The sequence below is a fragment of the Microcystis sp. M53603_WE2 genome, from assembly GCF_030065435.1.
Window position 1 is genome coordinate 1 of sequence record NZ_JASJFF010001383.1, and the last position, 2,880, is coordinate 2,880.

The 2,880-nt window shown below is 35.3% G+C and carries 3 protein-coding genes; 1 reads left to right on the forward strand and 2 read right to left on the reverse strand.

All coding sequences use genetic code 11. The annotated features are described in order from the left end of the window. Window positions 1-137: 137 nt before the first annotated feature. Both PX481_RS29060 and PX481_RS29065 read right to left on the reverse strand, forming a co-directional pair. Window positions 138-1,346: a DNA sulfur modification protein DndB gene (locus PX481_RS29060; protein ID WP_288026124.1), complete on the reverse strand. Its 1,209-nt coding sequence runs from the start codon at window positions 1,344-1,346 to the stop codon at window positions 138-140. A gap of 3 nt (window positions 1,347-1,349) precedes the next feature. Beyond that, window positions 1,350-1,904, reverse strand: coding sequence for a GIY-YIG nuclease family protein (locus tag PX481_RS29065; protein WP_012267255.1), 555 nt, complete (start codon window positions 1,902-1,904; stop codon window positions 1,350-1,352). Window positions 1,905-2,698: 794 nt separating this feature from the next. Here PX481_RS29065 and PX481_RS29070 point away from each other — a divergent pair. After that, window positions 2,699-2,880, forward strand: a 182-nt coding sequence (locus PX481_RS29070; RefSeq protein WP_288097446.1) for an arginase family protein, incomplete at its 3' end; no start/stop codon positions are given.

Genomic DNA, 2,880 nt, shown 5'->3' on the forward strand with positions numbered 1-2,880 from the left:
AAAATTCTTTCCCTAACCTCTGCTCTTTCTTCTTCTTTAAGAGCTTTTTGTAAGTTTTTCTTTTCTTCTAAGTCTAGGAAATCTTTGGCTGGCATAAGTAGGATTTTTCTAAAATTACTATTTCTATTTTAGGTGGTTTAAGTGCGTTTTAGCTTACTATCTGAGATAGCGCTAAGAGTGGCGGTAATCCGATACTCTTTTCTTACTCTAAGTAAATATCTCGAAACTGCAAAAAAGAGTATTTTTTGTCCCAAAACTGTGTATAAAATACTGGATTGCCGTAACCTTTTTATCGCTGCTTTCTGGCTAGGTTTCAGCTGCGGTTGATCTGGTTGAATCGGCACATCTACCTCTAAATAATTTAGCTGTGATATCCAATCCTTAAATGGTTGAAGTTCGTTAAAAAACCAATTAAGTACAGCTTTTGTGCCTATTTGTGACAAATTAGGATGAGAATCATAGTAATCTTTTAAAGCCATTTGTCGCTCATTAGGTGAATTAAATGATTTTTTTAAAGCTTGCGGGGAGTCTTTTAAAATTTCCATAGTACATTCACTAATTAAATTTAGTGTAGTTAGATAAGGATCTGCTTGATTTAAACTGTTTGTAGAAGACCATTTAACATATTTGTCTTCAAGCACTTTTTCTTCCAAAATTTTTCTGGGAATTAATGCTGATATTTTACTGTCATCTAGCAATAATTGAGTTTGTTTATCAATAGATTTTGCAGTTTTGTTTATAACTGTAAAAATATTACGAGTCGCTTTGATAATATCATCTCTAATAGTTTCGCTTGCATTGCTATAGCCTACCCTTCCAAGTTCTCTAAATACTAAGTAAACAACTGGTATATCAAAGGTTTCAGAGCAATCAAAGCTATCTTTTAACTGTTGAGAATTTAATGGTTCTTTGCCTGTGTGAGCATTCCAGTATCTTTTTAGAGAAAGTAATCTATGTTGTCCATCAATGACAATTCTAGCAACGTTTTTGTACAGTTTTAAATTAACCCATTTTTCTACAGTTTTACCTTGACTACTAACTGTAGAAAAATCCCAGAACTCTCGTTGCTCATTTGAGTTTGGCAAAAGGACGACTACAATTGAATTAAAAAACCTAATTCCCCCTTGAGCTAAGTAGGAAAATATTTCTGTTTCCGCTCTTTTTTCATCGAGTTTTCTCTGGACTCTTTCGGAGAAGCTCCAGCTGCCTTGTATCTCGTCAGCAAATCGAATGTTTTCTACTGCATCACTTTGTTCTAAGGTTGTTATAAAGTATCTAACTTCACCAAACTTACCAGTGATTGCTTTATATTCAATAGTTTCTGGAGACTGATTATCTAGTTCCATATTTTAACTCCTTTGAGTATTGAATTTGGGTTGACATAATTGAATTAATAAGCTTTCCAATTGTCTAGAAATATTTTTCGGACAAGGAAAGGAAATAAACAAAAATTCGTTATTCGATCTTGAATTTCCATGTTTTGATAAAAAACCATCCTCTCTTTCCAAGTGTTGAAGAAATCTCATTCTTAAATTGTTTGCCGTGCCAATATATTCTGGATGCTGTAAAATGCTACATGAAATTAGAAACTCTTTCAGAATTCTTCGCTCCTTTGGTTGAGAAATTTCTTGAAGAAAATATTCCATGTTCTGAGATAAACTAACTGGCTCTCCACAGATATCTATGGTAAATTTGCTTCTATCATTATTCTCAGAAAATTTTGTTTTAAACACTGTATTTTGCAAGCGAGTCTTGATATTACCACACAAATCATGCTCAGAAAAATCAAACGCATGATAGAAAGCGTAAACACCCGATGACTCCGGGAGATAATCTGCAGCAGATCTAGTAGCTGTTACCACAGTAAATTTTTTGAAAAAATTGTCGTGAACTGTTTCTTCCATGATGATATGCTGAGACTCAGAATTAGCCCATTCCCGCTTTTGAGGATTTTATAGAGTGACTTGTAATCTCTCCGTGCAATTATATCATTCCCAAATGAAACCCTTCAATAACATAATGTAAAGAAGATTCGGATCTTCTCGACTTTGTGTGATAATTTTTGCTTATGAAATCGTGAAATACTTATCAGGCAAGACTTTTAGGACTATTTTGCGGCATAGACTATCAGTATAGACCTCGTTTCCACACAGAAACCAGAAGAGTCAAGATTCCTGTTTAATGTCAGATAGTTATCCCTAATGAGTAATTCAAATATACTAAAAATGTCAAGTATTTGAAGCTATGCAGAGAGAATTGACAAGGATTAAAGGCAGTTCAAGAGTTTTTAAACTACCATCGCAGTCATAATATAAAGTAAATTTACTCATGGCTTCCAATTTAGCGATCGCTAATCTCTACTTATATTTTCAATTAAGATCTGAACTTCCCCCTTGACAAAAGGCCATAACCTGTGCTTTGGGAGGGATTAAGAGAATTTCTGATGCCCTCTTCCCTGGTAGAAATCAAGGAAACCCCCCATAAATCTAACTCGGTTTCAGCAAATATGCTCGCTCCCTGTCCATTGAGAAATATTACAATAAACACGGGTACACCAAGAAAAGTTAAGGGATGTATCTATTGATAGATAAGGGGTTTTGGCTATTGTAGTATATATGTCTGGGGTCAGTTGAGATAGACAAAAATAGTCAAAATATTTATAATAGAAGATTAGACTAAAATTTTCTGTGACTTGCCCATGTTATTGTCTGGCGCCACCGGTAGCGAACAATTTTTAGGTAGTGAAGCGATCGCCACTTACGCCACAGCTAAGGCCGTGATCCTGCCGATTCCCTACGAGGCCACCACCACCTATCGCAAGGGTTGTGAAACTGGACCGGCGGCGGTGATTACCGCTTCCCAACAATTGGAAGCCTATGA